This window comes from Blastococcus aggregatus (assembly GCF_900221005.1).
In the GTDB taxonomy this organism is placed as follows: Bacteria; Actinomycetota; Actinomycetes; order Mycobacteriales; family Geodermatophilaceae; genus Blastococcus; species Blastococcus aggregatus.
Window position 1 is genome coordinate 714,050 of sequence record NZ_OBQI01000001.1, and the last position, 14,336, is coordinate 728,385.

At 73.6% G+C, this 14,336-nt stretch carries 14 protein-coding genes and 1 riboswitch; of the genes, 6 read left to right on the forward strand and 8 right to left on the reverse strand.

Features of this window, described 5'->3' with window-relative positions; genetic code table 11:
* The first annotated feature begins 120 nt into the window (after window positions 1–120).
* Complete coding sequence (locus CRP29_RS03615; RefSeq protein ID WP_245852379.1) at window positions 121–1,881, forward strand: DEAD/DEAH box helicase; 1,761 nt, start codon at window positions 121–123, stop codon at window positions 1,879–1,881.
* Window position 1,882: 1 nt separating this feature from the next.
* On the opposite strand, the gene CRP29_RS23520 is transcribed toward CRP29_RS03615, so the two are convergent.
* Together CRP29_RS23520 and CRP29_RS23525 are read right to left on the reverse strand one after the other, a co-directional pair.
* On the reverse strand, window positions 1,883–4,864 hold the full coding sequence (locus CRP29_RS23520) for a helix-turn-helix transcriptional regulator (protein WP_097194084.1): 2,982 nt from the start codon (window positions 4,862–4,864) through the stop codon (window positions 1,883–1,885).
* A 56-nt stretch (window positions 4,865–4,920) separates the two neighbouring features.
* A complete protein-coding gene (locus CRP29_RS23525) occupies window positions 4,921–5,052 on the reverse strand; it encodes a hypothetical protein (RefSeq protein WP_281256761.1) in 132 nt (43 codons plus the stop codon).
* 241 nt (window positions 5,053–5,293) lie between these two features.
* On the opposite strand from CRP29_RS23525, the gene CRP29_RS03625 reads away from it, so the two are divergent.
* A complete protein-coding gene (locus CRP29_RS03625) occupies window positions 5,294–5,539 on the forward strand; it encodes a DUF6458 family protein (RefSeq protein WP_097193646.1) in 246 nt (81 codons plus the stop codon).
* 331 nt (window positions 5,540–5,870) lie between these two features.
* Here CRP29_RS03625 and CRP29_RS03630 read toward each other — a convergent pair whose 3' ends face one another.
* Window positions 5,871–6,641 (reverse strand): phospholipid scramblase-related protein, encoded by a 771-nt coding sequence (locus CRP29_RS03630; protein ID WP_097193647.1) that lies wholly within the window; start codon window positions 6,639–6,641, stop codon window positions 5,871–5,873.
* A 57-nt stretch (window positions 6,642–6,698) separates the two neighbouring features.
* Here CRP29_RS03630 and CRP29_RS03635 point away from each other — a divergent pair, with 57 nt between their 5' ends.
* Window positions 6,699–7,376: an HD domain-containing protein gene (locus CRP29_RS03635; RefSeq protein ID WP_097193648.1), complete on the forward strand. Its 678-nt coding sequence runs from the start codon at window positions 6,699–6,701 to the stop codon at window positions 7,374–7,376.
* Here the strand turns inward: CRP29_RS03635 and CRP29_RS03640 are convergent.
* Window positions 7,300–7,593 (reverse strand): DUF4031 domain-containing protein, encoded by a 294-nt coding sequence (locus CRP29_RS03640; RefSeq protein WP_097193649.1) that lies wholly within the window; start codon window positions 7,591–7,593, stop codon window positions 7,300–7,302. The two genes, CRP29_RS03635 and CRP29_RS03640, sit on opposite strands and share 77 nt — an antisense overlap.
* 36 nt (window positions 7,594–7,629) lie before the next feature.
* On the opposite strand from CRP29_RS03640, the gene CRP29_RS03645 reads away from it, so the two are divergent.
* Together CRP29_RS03645 and CRP29_RS03650 are read left to right on the forward strand one after the other, a co-directional pair.
* A complete protein-coding gene (locus CRP29_RS03645) occupies window positions 7,630–8,625 on the forward strand; it encodes a Gfo/Idh/MocA family protein (protein WP_097193650.1) in 996 nt (331 codons plus the stop codon).
* A gap of 97 nt (window positions 8,626–8,722) precedes the next feature.
* Window positions 8,723–9,319 carry a hypothetical protein gene (locus CRP29_RS03650; protein WP_097193651.1) on the forward strand — a complete coding sequence of 199 codons (597 nt, stop codon included), beginning with the start codon at window positions 8,723–8,725 and terminating at the stop codon, window positions 9,317–9,319.
* A gap of 4 nt (window positions 9,320–9,323) precedes the next feature.
* Here CRP29_RS03650 and CRP29_RS03655 read toward each other — a convergent pair whose 3' ends face one another.
* Window positions 9,324–10,106 (reverse strand): DUF72 domain-containing protein, encoded by a 783-nt coding sequence (locus CRP29_RS03655; RefSeq protein WP_097193652.1) that lies wholly within the window; start codon window positions 10,104–10,106, stop codon window positions 9,324–9,326.
* 25 nt (window positions 10,107–10,131) lie between these two features.
* Between CRP29_RS03655 and CRP29_RS03660 the strand changes: the two genes are divergently transcribed.
* Window positions 10,132–10,518: a VOC family protein gene (locus tag CRP29_RS03660; RefSeq protein WP_097193653.1), complete on the forward strand. Its 387-nt coding sequence runs from the start codon at window positions 10,132–10,134 to the stop codon at window positions 10,516–10,518.
* Window positions 10,519–10,599: 81 nt separating this feature from the next.
* Here CRP29_RS03660 and groL read toward each other — a convergent pair whose 3' ends face one another.
* From groL to thrC, 3 genes are all read right to left on the reverse strand, one after another.
* Complete coding sequence (gene groL / locus CRP29_RS03665; RefSeq protein WP_097193654.1) at window positions 10,600–12,234, reverse strand: chaperonin GroEL; 1,635 nt, start codon at window positions 12,232–12,234, stop codon at window positions 10,600–10,602.
* A gap of 265 nt (window positions 12,235–12,499) precedes the next feature.
* Entirely contained in the window at window positions 12,500–12,700 is a 201-nt protein-coding gene (locus CRP29_RS03670) for a cold-shock protein (RefSeq protein WP_091987308.1), read from the reverse strand.
* Window positions 12,701–12,892: 192 nt separating this feature from the next.
* Window positions 12,893–14,194, reverse strand: coding sequence for a threonine synthase (gene thrC / locus CRP29_RS03675; RefSeq protein WP_217991436.1), 1,302 nt, complete (start codon window positions 14,192–14,194; stop codon window positions 12,893–12,895).
* Window positions 14,195–14,206: 12 nt separating this feature from the next.
* Window positions 14,207–14,335: riboswitch (SAM riboswitch) on the reverse strand.
* Between the last annotated feature and the right edge of the window lies 1 nt (window position 14,336).

A 14,336-nucleotide genomic window follows, 5' to 3' on the forward strand; every position in this document is an offset into this window, starting at 1 on the left:
TGTTCGCCCGCCCTATACGTGGAGCGCGGCGGGGCGCGCGGCAGGACCCGGGTTGGGCGTGTTGCCCCTCCGCCAGCCAAGATGGACCCCGACATGGGGAGCGCAGCACGAGCGGAGGCCTTGAGCCCGCAGACGAACAGCCGACCGCTCCGCACGTGGCAGCGGACCGCCCTCGAGCAGTACGAGGAGACCTCCCCGAAGGACTTCCTCGTCACCGCGACGCCCGGCGCCGGCAAGACCACCTTCGCCCTGACGCTGGCCTCGCGACTGCTGTCCCGCCGCGAGGTCGCACGGGTCGTCGTCGTCTGCCCGACCGACCACCTGCGCATGCAGTGGGCCGACGCCGCGGACGCGATGGGCATCGTGCTGGACCCGGGGCTGACCAACGCCGTCGGCCCGGTGCGGGCCGGCACCCAGGGCTACGTGACCACCTACGCGCAGGTCGCGGGCAAGCCGATGCTGCACGCCGCCCGCTCCACCTCGGTGAAGACGCTGGTGATCCTGGACGAGGTGCACCACGCCGGTGACGGCCTCTCGTGGGGCGAGGCGTCGGAAGAGGCTTTCGGCCGGGCCGCGCGCCGGCTCTGCCTGACCGGGACGCCGTTCCGCACCAAGCCCGACGAGCGCATCCCCTTCGTGCGCTACGAGGAGGACACCTTCGAGGGCGACGCCGGCGAGAGCGGTGTCGGCCTGGTCAGCCGCGCGGACTACACCTACGGCTACAAGGAGGCGCTGGCCGACAACGTCGTCCGCCCCGTCGTCTTCGCCGCCTACACCGGCACCTCCCGCTGGCGTAACTCCGCCGGCGAGGTCGTCGCCGCGTCCCTCTCGGAGGCGGGCACCCGCTCGGTCGAGATGCAGGCGTGGCGCACCGCGCTGGACCCCAAGGGCCAGTGGGTGCCGCACGTCATCGCCGCGATGGACGACCGGATCACCCACCTGCGCGAGACCGGCATGCCCGACGCCGCCGGGCTGATCCTCGCCAGCGACCAGGACGACGCCCGCGCCTACGCCAAGATCGTCCGCCGGGTGACCGGCAAGGCCGCCGAGCTGATCCTCTCCGACGACCCGAAGGCCTCGAAGAAGATCGAGCGCTTCGCCACCGGCTCGGCCCGCATCGCCGTCTGCGTCAGGATGATCTCCGAGGGCGTCGACGTCCCCCGCGCCGCCGTCCTGGCGTGGATGACCTCCTACCGGACCCCGTTGTTCTTCGCCCAGGCCGTCGGCCGCGTCGTCCGCTCCCGCGCGCCGCACGAGTCGGCGACGGTCTTCCTCCCCGCGGTGCGCCCGCTGCTGTCGCTGGCCGCCGCGATGGAGGAGCAGCGCAACCACGTCATGCCGCCGCCGAAGACACAGCCGGACGAGGAGCTCGAGGCGCTGGACCTGCCGCCGCGGGAGCCGCGCGAGGGCGAGGCGAAGCAGTGGGAGGCGCTCGAGGCCGACGCGCGCTTCGCGCACGTCCTGCACAGCGGGACGGCGCACACCGGCGAGGGCTCGGGCCCGACGCTGGTGGTCGGCGAGGACGAGGAGGAGTTCCTCGGCATCCCCGGGCTGCTCACCCCTGCCCAGACCGCCGAGCTGCTCTCCAAGCGGGACGACGAGCTGCGCATCCGGGTCGCGCAGAGCCACCGCGACAACCCCGACGACTTCATGGTCGTCGAGGACCACCCCGACGAGGACGACGCCGGCCGCTCGTGGCGCGACGCCGCCGAGCTGCGCCGGGAGATCAACAAGCTGGTCAACCGGGTCGCGGCGCGCACCGCGCAGCCGCAGGCCGTGGTGCACACGCAGCTGCGCGCCTCGGTGCCCGGCCCGCCGTCGGCGTCGGCGTCGGTCGACGTGCTCCGTGCCCGCCGGGAGCGCCTGCGCACGATGCTGTGAGCTAGGGCAGCAGGCCCCGGTTCGCCGCGATGGCGACGGCCTCGGTGCGGCCGTTGGCGCCGAGCTTGGCCAGGATGTTGCTGACGTGCACGCTCGCGGTCTTCTCGCTGATGAAGAGCTCGGCCCCGACCTGCCGGTTCGTCCGGCCCTGCGCCAGCAGCGCGAGCACCTCGGCCTCCCGCGGGGTGAAGACGGCGCCGATCTCCACCGGACGCACTCCCCCGACCTCGAGCCGGCCGCGGCGGGCCAGCGCCTCGAGCGCGGTCCGCAGGGGCGTCGCGCCGAGGCGCACCGCGACCGCGTGCGCCGCCGCCGCCTGCTCGGCCGCACCCGCCCGGTCACCGTCGGCCAGGAGCGCCTCGGCCAGCCGCCACCGCGACCGGGCCTGCTCGTAGACGTGGCCGAACCCGAACGCCTCGACCGCTGCCCGCCACAGCTCGACCGCCGACTCCCCGCGCACCCGGGCGGCCTCCGCCTCGACCCGGGCCAGCCAGGCCTGCGCCTCGACCCCCATGACGTCGCCGTAGGTCTTGCGGTAGATCTTCACCGCGGTCCGGGCCGCCTCGGCCAGCTCATACCCCGCCCGCACCCAGCGCTCCACCGCCGCTTCGTCGCCGACCCGGCGGGCAGCGATCGTCGCATCGGCCACGGGCATCAGCGCCGTCCCGGCCAGCCGCAGGATGCCGAGGTGGTCGTCGTCCCACTCCTGACGCAGCCGCCGGTAGACCGTCTGCGCGCGGTCCACGGCCTCCTGCGGCCGGCCCTCCCAGGCTGCGAGGTCGATCTCCGATCCCGCGGTGACCAGGTCCAGCAACACGTGCGCGCTCAGCCGCGGGATCAGCCCGCGCGCCCAGTCGGCCCGTGCGCGCGCGGCCGGATCCCCGCGTCCGACGAGCACGAGCAGCGCGGCGGCCCGCACGTGCGCCGACATCTCCGGCACGCGGGCCAGCACGTCGGCCTCCGCGAGGCTCGCGTCCCAGTCGCCGGCCATGTACAGCGCGGTGACGTGCAGGTGCCGCAGCTCCGCCGGGTAGTACGACCACTCGACGCCGAGGTCCCGGGCCCGCCGCGTGCCGAGCGCGGTCCACTCCAGCGCCTCGGCGATCCCCCCCGCCTCGAAGGTGACCGTCGCCAGATTGAAGATCACCCGCATCTCCACCTCGACGTCGCCGGACCGGCGCGCCCGCAGCAGCGCCTCGTCGAGCCGGGCCCGTACCGCCGCCGGATCGGTGCCGGGCCGCGACCGCGCCTGGGTGACCGCGATGTCGGCCCAGGCCCCGTCGAACCCCAGCGCGTCGGCCGCGGCGAGCGCCTCGTCCGCAGCTGCGTCCGCCTCGTCGATCCGGCCGACCGAGTAGCTCATCCGCGCGTGCGTCGCCGCCGCCCAGGTGCGCGTGCGCGACGGCGGCTGCGCGGGCACCAGCGCCATCGCCGCCGCGCTCTCGCGGTGGGCGCCCGCGTCGTCCTCGACCCGCACCATCGCCTGCGCCAGCGTGTAGTGGACCCGCGCCCGCTCGGCCGGCTCAGCGCCCGCCGGCAGCACCTCGAGCGCCGCGCGCAGCAGGGCGACGGCGCGCGAGGGCTCGCCGACCGTGCGCGCGGCCGCCGCGGTCTCCTGCAGCAGAGCGGCCTGGTCGCGCCCCGCCCGCTCCGCGGCGTCGGGCACCGCGGACCACAGGGCCAGCGCGGCCTCTAGGTGCTGGAGCTGCTCGGCGGGCGCACCCACGCCCCGGGCCGCGGCCGCCGCCTCCAGCGACGCAGCGAAGGCGCCCGGCAGGTCGTGGCTCTCGCGCGCGTGGTGCGCCCGCTCGGCCGCCGTCCCGGCGGCCGGCTCGCGGGCCAGGTAGCCGGCGATCGCCGCGTGCAGCCGCACCCGCTCACCGGGCAGCAGATCGGCGAGCACCGCCTCCCGCAGCAGCGCGTGTCGGAACCGGTAGCGACCGTCGTCGGAGACCACCAACAGGTGGGAGTGCACGACCTCGGCGAGCACGGTCTGCAGGCCGCCGTCGTCGAGCCCGCTCACGGCGGCCACGAGCTCGTGCCGGACCCGGCGACCGGCCACGGCAGCGACGCGCAGTACCTGCTGCGCGTCCGGAGAACGCTGCTCGACGCGGGCGAGGAGGACGTCGGTCAGCGCCAGGGGCAGCGCCTCGCCGTGCAGCCCGGCCGCCAGCAGCTCTTCGGCGTAGAAGGCGTTGCCCTCGGCGCGGATGACGACGTCCTCCAGCACGGAGTCCGGCAGTGGACCGGAGGTGGCGGCCAGCCGGCGCACGAGCGCCCCGACGTCGGAGTCGGGCAGCGGGCTGAGCTCCAGCCGCTCCACGCCCGGCAGCCGGACCAGCTCCGCCAGCAGCGGGCGCAGCGGGTGGCGCCGGTGCAGGTCGTCGGCCCGGTAGGAACCGACTACGGCGACCGGCTCGTCCGAGAGCCGCGCGAGCAGGTACCGCAGCAGGTCGCGGCTCGACCGGTCGGCCCAGTGCAGGTCCTCCAGCACCACCAGCAGGGGCCGTTCGGCGGCCAGTTCGCACAGCAGGGCGGCCACCGCCTCGAAGAGCTGCAACCGGCCGTCGTTCACCGGCGGCGGCGCCGCGCGGTGCGGCAGCGGGCGGGTGAGGTCGCCCCCCTCACCGGCAGGCACCGCCGGCTCGGCCGGCACCGGACGACCGGCGAACAGCGGCGCGAGCACCGGGTTCGCCCCGGCAGCCAGCGAGGGGTCGGCGGCCACCGGCCGCAGCAGGTCGACGAAGGGCAGGTAGGGCAGGCCGACGTCGCCGAGGTCCACGCAGTGCCCGATCAGCACCCGCACCCCCCGCTCGCCGGCGCGGACCGCCAGCTCATCGAGCAGCCGGGTCTTGCCAACACCGGCGTCGCCGGAGAGCAGCACGGTGCCCGCCCGCCCGGCGGCCGCACGGTCGACGGCCTCCAGCAGGAGGGCGAGCTCGGAGGCCCGTCCCACCATCGGCGCGTCGTCCCAGCGGGGCATGGCGACGATCGTGGCACGGGCCTCCGACAGGACCGAACCGGTTCCGCGGCGGGGGGTCAGCGCGAGCGCCGGCGGCTGCGGAACCACGGGTTGCGGCGGGTCCGCGTGCCGGCACCGGCGGCGGCGAGCACCTCGCGGCGGTAGGCGATCTCCGCCTCGAGGGCGGGGCTGCTGTAGTGGAGCGTCATCGTCGTGCCTTCCGTCGTCCCTGGTGTGGATGACGACGACGTTCGTGCTGAGGCCCCGGGCCGGGCATCGGCAGGTCACGCGTTTCTGCGGCGTCGAGCCGTCTGAGGGGCCTCAGACCGCACCCCTTCGGGGGACATCGCCGGCCTGGGCGGTTCCCGGGAGCGCCCGAGGGCATGCCGCTGGCCGCGGCGTCCGCCGCCGGCTCGGGTCCGCCCGCAGCCGCAGCAGAGGGAGTACGGCATGAGGCTCGGAACCGGCATCGTCCTGCTCGCGCTCGGCGCGATCCTGACCTTCGCCCTGGACGTCGACGTCAGCGGCATCGACCTGCAGGTGGTCGGCTGGATCCTGATGATCGTCGGAGCGCTGGGGATCGTCCTCGAGCTGGCGGTGTGGGGTCCCCGCCAGCGCCGCGTCACGCGGACGGACGCCTACGCCGAACCGGGCTCGGCACCGGTCCGCCGGAGCACCACCGAAGAGACCTACTGAGCGCTGCCCGGCACGACGAGGGCCCCGTCCGCGAGGACGGGGGCCCTTCGTGCAACTGAGGTCCGGACCGGATGACGGCCGCCTCGCGGCGAAAAGCACAACACAGCTCCAGGCCCCCGACCGAGGTCGGGGCGGTAGTCCGTGAAGGCGTAACCAAATGGCACCCGGGGGCACGTGGCACCCGGCCCGGACAGGACCCAGGGTACGCGCCGGCGAAGAGCTGCGGTGTCGACCCGAGTGGGGCCCGGAGGGTCCCGCGCAGGGGCGACGAAACGGCTCCTCGCAGGCGGGGCACGGCTCCTGGCCGCGGTGCGACGCGGAGCGTCGCCGTTCAGTTGAAGCCGCGGTCGTCCTGCTTGAGGGCGGTGTCGACGGTCAGCGCGGAGGCGATGACCAGGCTGGCCAGCGGCTCGGGCAGCCGGACGTGCACGAGGACGACGTAGCGGTCGGCCGTGGTGAACATCGTCCGCGCCAGGCCCTCCCACTTCTTCGTGATCCGGGCGACCTCCGTGCCGGCCGCGTCGGTGATCGCGAAGTCCCAGGCCCGCCAGTTCTCGGCCTGGATCGCGCCGACCACCTGGCCGCCGGCGACGAGGTCGAAGCGGATCTTCCCGAACACGTTGGCCTGCACGATCTCGCCGACCGGGCTGCCGTCCGGCCGCGCCACGAGGACCCGCGACTTCATCAGCTTCGCCGGCCGGGTCAGCACGAGGACCGGCCCGCGGGCGTCGCGCACCTCGAGCGTGTGGGTGAGGAACTGGTCGAGCTGGCTGAACAGCCGCACCGCCTTCTTCACCGCGCTCTGCCCCACCTGGACGACGGCGCCGATCTGGTTGCCCTCGCCGTCGAGGACCGCGTACTCGTTGGTCAGCTCGATCAGCTTGGTCTTCTGGTTCACCAGCAGGACCGACTGGTCGTAGAGCGACGGGCCGGCACCCTGCGGCACGTGCGGCGGCGTCATGGGGGCGGGCGGCGGTGGCGGTGACGCGGCGGGAGCGGCCTGCTGGACGTGCTCGGTCCAGCCCTGGCCGTCCCACCAGCGGGTGCCGGGCGTGCCTGCGGGGTCGGGGTACCAGCCCGGAGGGGGCGGAGGCTGAGTCACGGCCGCACCGTAGCGGGACGCCGTCGCGGTGTCGGTGCCCCGTGCCAGACTCGCCGCGTGAGCGACCTGGTCGGCTTCGAGGCGTGGGCGGCGCTGGCCGGCGACTCCCCCACCTCGCGCACCGAGTGGGCCGCCGTCGTCCGGGCGTGGGGCGAGCCGCACCGCCGGTACCACGACCTCGCGCACCTGGCCGCCGTCCTGGGCATCGTCGACCGGCTGGCCGACGACGCGACCGACCCCGCCGCGGTGCGGCTGGCCGCCTGGTACCACGACGTCGTCTACGACCCGCGGCGGAACGACAACGAGGCGTCGAGCGCCGGCCGGGCGCGAGCGGGGCTGCGCGGACTGGTCCCCGACGAGCGGATCGCGGAGGTCGAGCGGCTGGTGCTGCTCACCGCCGGCCACGCGGTGGAGCCCGGCGACGCGAACGGCGCGGTGCTCTGCGACGCCGATCTCGCGGTGCTGGCCTCCCCGCCGGAGTCCTACGCCGCCTACGCGTCCGCGGTGCGCGAGGAGTACGGCCACGTCCCCGACGAGCTGTTCACCGCGGGACGGATCGCCGTCCTGGAGCAGTTGCTGGCGCTGCCCCGGCTCTACCGGCTGCCCGTCGTCGCCGGCACCTGGGAGCCGCGGGCGCGGGCGAACATGGCGGCCGAGCTCAGCCTGCTGCGCGCCCGCTCGGCTTCGGCAGGCGGGGCTTCCGGACCCGCAATCCCGCCGCCAGCAGCCGGCTGAGCAGCTCCCGGCACTCGACCGGCTGCGCACCTGCGGCGACAGCGACGTCGTAGAGCTCCACCGGGACGTCGTAGTGGTCGCCCTGGAACGCCCGCCGGGGGATGCCGAGCTCGGCCTCGACGAAGGCGTGCAGCTCGTCGTAGGAGGTGTCGCTGACCAGGTGCGACCACCTCCGGCCCCGCCACGGCCACACGGGGGTGTCGATCAGCACCGTCACGGGAGCAGTCTGCCCGCCGCGGCTAGCGTGCGACGGGTGAGCGCAGAGATCCGCTGGGGCATCGTCGGGCCGGGCCGCATCGCCGAGAGCCTGCTGCCCGACTTCGCGCACGTGCCGCACGCCCGCGTCGTCGCGGTCGCCTCGCGGTCGCAGGAGCGGGCCGACGCGTTCGCCGCGCGGCACGGGATCGACCGCGCGTACGGCTCGTACGCAGCGATCCTGGCCGACCCGGACGTCGACGTCCTCTACGTCGCGACCCCGCACGCCCAGCACGCCACCGTCGCCCTGGCCGCGCTGCGCGCGGGCAAGGCGCTGCTGGTGGAGAAGTCGTTCACCGCCACCACGGCGGGCGCGCGGGAGGTCGTCGACCTGGCCCGCGAGACGGGCGTCTTCACCATGGAGGCGATGTGGACCCGCTTCCAGCCGGCGGTCGTCGCCCTGCGGGAGCTCGTGACCGACGGCGCGATCGGCGAGGTGCGGTCGGTCCAGGCCGACCTCGGGGTCTCCCGCGAGTACGACCCGGCCGACCGGCTGTTCGCCCTCGACCTCGGCGGCGGCGCACTGCTCGATCTCGGCGTCTACGTCGTCTCGTTCGCCCAGTTCCTGCTCGGGACGCCGCAGCGCGTCGTCGCCACCGGATCGCGGTTCCCCTCCGGCGTCGACGCCGAGTTCGGGCTGCTGCTCGGCTACGACGACGGCCGGACCGCCACGCTGCTCGCCTCGCTGCGCCAGGCGCTGCCCGGCCAGGCGCGGGTGTTCGGCACCGCCGGCTGGATCGACGTCCTCCCACGGTTCCACCACCCGGACACGATCGTGCTGCACCGCGCCGGCGCCGAGCCGGAGACGATCACCCGCCCGGCGACCGGGGTCGGCTACGCGCACGAGCTCATCGAGGTCACCGAGTGCCTGCGCGCCGGACGCACCGAGAGCGCGGTCATGCCGCTGGCCGACACCCTCGCCGTCCAGGACGTGCTCGGGCAGGCCGCCGAGCAGCTCGGCGTGGGGCACGGGGAGGACCGCACCCCCGTGTGACGTTCCCCCGTCCGGGTGGCCGGGCTCCAGCCCGCGGTCGGGGCTGCCGATGGTGGAGGGAAGAGCCCGAACAGCCCGCACCAGGAGGACCCCCCGCATGGCACTCGTCGAAGGACTGGCAGCCGCCCTCGCCAAGATCGCCGGCACCGGCACCGTCGCCAAGGTCGCCGCCGGATTCGGCATCGCCGCCGCCGGCGTGACCGGCGCCGGGGCGGCCGACGCACTGCCGGCGCCGGTGCAGGACGTCGTGGCCGACGCGGTGGAGACCGTGACCCCGCTGGACCTGCCGCAGTCGGACGAGGACCTCGCACCCGCCCCGGTTCCCGAGGACGACGCCACCACGCCGGAGGCCGAGGAGACGGACGCCGAGGAGACGGACGCCCCGGACGAGGACACCGAGGTCGTCGACGAGGTGGAGCCCGACGCGGAGCCGGTGGAGGACGCGCCCCGGGGGCTCGACAACGCCCTGACGCACGCCGACGAGCACGCCCAGGAGGCGCTGCAGGCCGCCCAGGCCCGGGTGGAGGGGAACCACGCCGCGCGGGACGCCCGCGCCGAGGCCCGCGAGGCGGAGAAGGCCGCACGCGACGCTGCGGGCGACGAGGTGGAGGACACCGTCGAGGTGCCCGCCGTCGGGGAGGCCCCGGCCGAAAGCGGCCACGGTTCCGCCGAGCGCGGCCGATCCGGGCGCTGACCCCCTAGACCGGCACCCACGCCGTGCCCGTCGCCTCGTCGGCGGCGGGCACGCGGGTCGTCGTCCCCCCGGCCCGCCGGACGGCGTCGGCGAACCGCACCGCGTCGATGACGGCGTTGCAGCCCGGGTCGTTGTTGAAGTACACGAGGACATCGTCGTCGCCGAAGGTGCCGACGACGCGCTCGGCCCAGAGCTGCAGGGTCTCCGCTCGGTAGCCCCAGCCCTCGAAGCCGTGGTGGAAGCGCAGATAGCCCCAGTCGGTGGTGCGCCACAACGGGGCGATGGGCTGCTCGTCGCGGTCGGCCCAGCACAGCGCGGCGCCGTACCGCTCCAGCAGCGCGCGGATCTCGTCGGTCCACCACGACTCGTGCCGCGGCTCGACGGCGACCCGCGTGCCGGCGGGGAACTGCGCCAGGCACTCGCGGAGCAGCTCGGCGTCCGCCTTCAGCGTGGGCGGGAGCTGCAGCAGGATCGTGTCGAGCTTGGTGCCCAGCCCGGCGGCGCGCTCCATCAGCCGCCCGACCGGCTCCTCGGGCTCGCGCAGCCGCTTCATGTGGGTGAGGAAGCGGCTGGCCTTGACCGCCCAGCGGAAGTCCGGTGGGGTGCGGTCGCGCCACTTCTCGAACGTCTCGCGCTCGGGCAGCCGGTAGAAGGCGTTGTTGCTCTCGACGGTCGCGAAGTGCTCGACGTAGTGCTCCAGCCACAGCCGCTGCGGGAGCTTCGGCGGATAGAAGGCGCCGCGCCAGTCGCGGTACTGCCACCCCGACGTCCCGATGATCACCGTCACGGGGAGCCGCCTACCCTCTCCGTCCATGGCTGACGCACCGGCGCGCTTCAAGGACCTCTGCCTCGACGCGAACGACCACCACGCCCTCGCCGACTGGTGGTGCGCCGCGATGGGCTACGTGCGGCGGGACGACCTCGAGGACGCCGGGACACCCGAGGACGACGAGCCCCGCCCGCACGACTGGCCGATCCCGATCGTCGACGCGGCCGGCGAGGGGCCGCTCATCTGGGTCGTCCCGGTGCCCGAGCGCAAGACGGTCAAGAACCGCATGCACTTCGACGTCGTCGGCGAGACGTGGCCGCTGATCGCCGCGGGGGCACGGATGGTGCGCGAGCAGGACGACGAGGTCGAGTGGAGCGTCCTCGCCGACCCGGAGGGCAACGAGTTCTGCGTCTTCGCGCCGGAGGAGTGAACCCCGCGAACGCCGACAGGGGCGGCCCGCCGAAGCGGACCGCCCCTGCCGGGCAGTGCTGGTACTACGGGAGGGCTGGACTCAGAAGTCCATGCCGCCCATGCCACCCATGTCGCCACCGCCGCCGCCGGCCGGAGCGTTCTTCTCCGGCTTGTCGGCGATGACGGCCTCGGTGGTGAGGAAGAGCGCCGCGATGGAGGCGGCGTTCTGCAGCGCCGAGCGGGTGACCTTGGCCGGGTCGATGATGCCGGCCGCGATCAGGTCCACGTACTCGCCGGTGGCGGCGTTGAGGCCCCAGCCGATCTCCGAGTTGCGGACCTTCTCCGCGACGACGCCACCCTCGAGGCCGGCGTTGATCGCGATCTGCTTCAGCGGCGCCTCGAGCGCGACGCGCACGATGTTGGCACCGGTCGCCTCGTCACCCTCGAGCTCGAGCTTGTCGAACGCGACGGCCGTGGCCTGCGCGAGAGCGACGCCACCACCGGCGACGATGCCCTCCTCGACGGCGGCCTTGGCGTTGCGCACGGCGTCCTCGATGCGGTGCTTGCGCTCCTTGAGCTCGACCTCGGTCGCGGCGCCGGCCTTGATGACGGCGACGCCACCAGCCAGCTTGGCCAGGCGCTCCTGCAGCTTCTCGCGGTCGTAGTCGCTGTCCGACTTCTCGATCTCGGCGCGGATCTGGTTGACCCGGCCCTGGATCTGGTCGGTGTCGCCCGAGCCCTCGACGATCGTCGTCTCGTCCTTGGTGACGACGACCTTGCGGGCGCGGCCGAGCAGCTCGAGGTCGGCGTTGTCGAGCTTGAGGCCGACCTCCTCGCTGATGACCTGGCCACCGGTGAGGATGGCGATGTCGGTCAGCATGGCCTTGCGGCGGTCACCGAAGCCCGGGGCCTTGACGGCGACGGACTTGAAGGTGCCGCGGATCTTGTTCACGACCAGGGTCGCGAGAGCCTCGCCCTCGACGTCCTCGGCGATGATCGCCAGCGGCTTGCCCGACTGCATGACCTTCTCCAGCAGCGGGAGCAGGTCCTTGACGGTGCTGATCTTCGAGTTGACGACGAGCACGTACGGGTCGTCGAGGACGGCCTCCATGCGCTCGGTGTCGGTCACGAAGTAGGGCGAGATGTAGCCCTTGTCGAAGCGCATGCCCTCGGTGAGCTCGAGCTCGAGCCCGAAGGTGTTGCTCTCCTCGACGGTGATGACACCTTCCTTGCCGACCTTGTCCATCGCCTCGGCGATGAGCTCGCCGATGGCCGGGTCCGCGGCGGAGATCGAGGCGGTGGCCGCGATCTGCTCCTTGGTCTCGACGTCCTTGGCGGTGGCCAGGAGGTACTCGCTGACCGACGCGACGGCGGCCTCGATGCCCTTCTTCAGGGCCATCGGGTTGGCGCCGGCGGCGACGTTGCGCAGACCCTCGCGCACGAGCGCCTGGGCCAGCACGGTGGCGGTGGTGGTGCCGTCACCCGCGACGTCGTCGGTCTTCTTGGCGACCTCCTTGACGAGCTCGGCCCCGATCTTCTCCCACGGGTCCTCGAGCTCGATCTCCTTGGCGATGCTCACACCATCGTTGGTGATGGTGGGCGCGCCCCACTTCTTCTCGAGCACGACGTTCCGGCCACGGGGGCCGAGGGTCACCTTGACGGCGTCGGCGAGGGTGTTCATCCCTCGCTCGAGGCCGCGGCGCGCCTCTTCGTTGAACGCGATCATCTTGGCCATGTGGTGATGTCCTCCGAGCATGGATCGCTGCACGGTCGGGTGGGTGCCCGCGACGGACGACACCGGGGTGACGCGGACTCCCTTGCGTCCGCGCGCCAGTGCCTCACCGTTCCGACCTGATTGGCACTCGGGAACCCCGAGTGCCAGAAAAGAGTCTGGCACTCTCCCCTGCCGAGTGCAAGAACGGGGGGGGTCCGTGCGGTCACCCGGGACATGACGGAGGCCCGGCCCCCGCACGGGGAACCGGGCCTCTGCCGCGAGGAGATCAGGCGCTGCGCACCGCGTCGGCCTGCGGCCCCTTGGCCCCCTGGACGACCTCGAACTCCACGCGCTGACCCTCCTCGAGGGACTTGTAGCCGTCCATCTGGATGGCCGAGTAGTGGACGAAGACGTCCTGGCCGCCGTCGACGGCGATGAAGCCGAAGCCCTTCTCGGCGTTGAACCACTTCACGGAACCCTGTGCCACGTGTGCTCCCACGATCGTGCGTGCGGTCGCCCCACCGCGGGTGGTGGGGCGAGGTCTCGCTCTTCCGCCCGCGAACACGAACCTGGAGGAGAGAACCGGGCGGAAACCTACAACAAGGTGACCTGGGTTACACCCGCTTGCAGCACGAATCGTTACCGGATCGGTCGACGGCGCGACCGATCCAGGAACGCGTCAGCCGATCAGGCCGGCGGCGCGCGCGGACTTCAGGGAGGGCTCGACGTGGTGCGTCGGGCCGACGACCGGCTCCAGCGGGTCGAGGGTCTTGAGCCCCTCGCCGGTGTTGAGGACGACGGTCTCCTTGGCGGGGTCCAGCCGGCCGTTCTCCACCAGCTGCCGGAGGACGGCGATGGTGACGCCGCCGGCCGTCTCGGCGAAGACCCCGGTGGTGCGGGCCAGGTCGCGGATGCCCTGGACGATCGCGTCGTCGCCCACCCGGCCCACCGCGCCGCCGGTGCGACGGATCGCGTCGAGGGCGTACGGGCCGTCGGCGGGGTTGCCGATGTTGAGCGACTTCGCGATGCCGGTGGGCTTCACCGGCTTGACGACGTCCCAGCCGTTGTCGAACGCCGTGGCGATCGGGTCGCACCCGGCCGACTGCGCACCGAAGATCGTCCACTCCGTCGCCTCGACGATGCCGGCGGCGGCCAGCTCGCGGAACGCCTTGTCCACCTTGGTGAGCAGGGAGCCCGAGGCCATGGGGATGACGACCTGCGCCGGGATCCGCCAGCCGAGCTGCTCGGCGAGCTCGTAGCCCATCGTCTTGGAGCCCTCGGCGTAGTACGGCCGCACGTTCTGGTTGACGAACGCGGTGTCCTCGAACTCGTCGGTCTCGGCGAGCTCGCTGGTCAGCCGGTTGACGTCGTCGTAGGAGCCGTTGACGGCGACCAGCGTCTGCCCGTACACCGCGGACTGCACGATCTTCCCGGGCTCGAGGTCCGAGGGGACGAACACGAACGACGGGATGCCGACGCGGGCGGCGTGCGCGGCGACGGAGTTGGCCAGGTTGCCAGTCGAGGCCGCGGCGATCTTCGTGTAGCCCAGACCCTTGGCCGCGGTGGCGGCGAGGCTGACGACGCGGTCCTTGAAGGAGTGCGTCGGGTTCGCCGAGTCGTCCTTGACCCACAGGCCGCCGGTGATGCCCAGCTCCTCGGCGAGGCGGTCGGCGCGGACCAGCGGGGTCATGCCCGGGTCGAGCGAGACGCGGGAGGCCGGGTCCTGGCCGACCGGCAGCAGGGCGACGTAGCGCCAGATGTTCTGCGGGCCGGCCTCGATCTGCTCGCGGGTCACGGCCTTCATCAGCTCGGGGTCGTAGTCGACCTCGAGCGGGCCGAAGCACTCGGCGCAGGCGTGCTCGGCGATGAGACCGAAGGTGGCGCCGCAGTTGCGGCAGATCAGCCCGCGGGCCGGACAGGGCGGCACGGGGCCACCGGCGGTGGAATCGGCCTGGACAGAACCGGGAGCGGTCAGAGTCATGCGACGACTACCTCCTCATCTTCCCCGCGTCGGGCCGTCGAGCCGCGCGGGACGGAATTGGCACCTCCCGCTGCAGACGTGCGCAGTCGGCGGTTGCCGGGGCTTCATCGGGCCGTGTCCCTCTGCCCCTCTGGATGAGTGA